This is a genomic window from Bartonella sp. AA1HLJMS (assembly GCF_042197445.1).
GTDB lineage: Bacteria > Pseudomonadota > Alphaproteobacteria > Rhizobiales > Rhizobiaceae > Bartonella.
The window spans coordinates 1-903 of sequence record NZ_JBHIRW010000249.1; the positions used below are offsets into that span (position 1 = coordinate 1).

At 32.6% G+C, this 903-nt stretch carries 2 protein-coding genes; one reads left to right on the top strand and one right to left on the bottom strand.

All coding sequences use genetic code 11. The features are described 5' to 3' along the window. The coding region (locus tag ACFIQE_RS10955) for a hypothetical protein (RefSeq protein ID WP_375612683.1) at positions 1-206 on the bottom strand (206 nt) is incomplete at its 3' end. Positions 207-318: 112 nt separating this feature from the next. Here ACFIQE_RS10955 and ACFIQE_RS10960 point away from each other — a divergent pair. Beyond that, on the top strand, positions 319-651 hold the full coding sequence (locus ACFIQE_RS10960; RefSeq protein ID WP_375612684.1) for a helix-turn-helix domain-containing protein: 333 nt from the start codon (positions 319-321) through the stop codon (positions 649-651). Positions 652-903: the final 252 nt, after the last annotated feature.

Consider the following 903-nt stretch of genomic DNA (forward strand, 5'->3'; position numbering starts at 1 on the left):
TCTTGCATTAATCTCTGCAAGCGCTCGGGATAAAAAAAATCTTCTGGACGCAAATCTATCCCATGATCACGTGCGTAATCTAAAATTTTTTGCTGGTGTTTTGCTGGCATGTCACGCCATCTATAAACAGATGACACATCTCTTTGCACTATGGTTGCTACAGTTTTGAAACCACCTAAATATTTTATAATTAATCTCGAAGGCATATGTAATCTCCATAACAGCACAATAAATAATTGCACTTTTTACATATGTCAACAAAAAATGCACCTTTCGCATTTTTGCATTTTACGTATTTTTAGGGATAATATTTAAATTATGAGTAGCAATATTGAAAAAAGTATCCAACAATGGCTAGAAAAAAAATTAGACGAGCGCGGACACGGTGCTCAAATAGAACTAGCCGCCTACTTGGGAATCCATCAATCCACTATAAGCAGAATGATTAATCCTTACAAAAATGGAAAATCAAGAAGCATAAGTATTGGGGAATTAGTTAAAATAGCTGAGTTTTTTAACGAGCCCCCCCCCAATTTCTTCAATGATGTTGATCAAGAATTTATGAATTTTTATCGTGATCTTTCTGAAGAAAACAAGAAGTCTGTGATTTTATATATTGAGTTTTTAAGGCAATCAAAAGATAAGTTATAGTTTCCTTTTCTTTCTGAGAAAACCCTTTTAAAAGATTAGAATCTTGTTCCGCTATTTGCATTTTGTATCTCCATAAATTGTGGATAGTGCACTTTTTAAAAAAACATATCCAGCATAAATATGCACTTTTTACATTTTTATGTTGACACTTGCACTTTTTGCATATATTTATCTCCCATATCTTAGAAAATAACTTTTGCCAATAGGCAGTATGGAGGCATTTGTGAATAAACCAGTGTTTATAAATTCTGA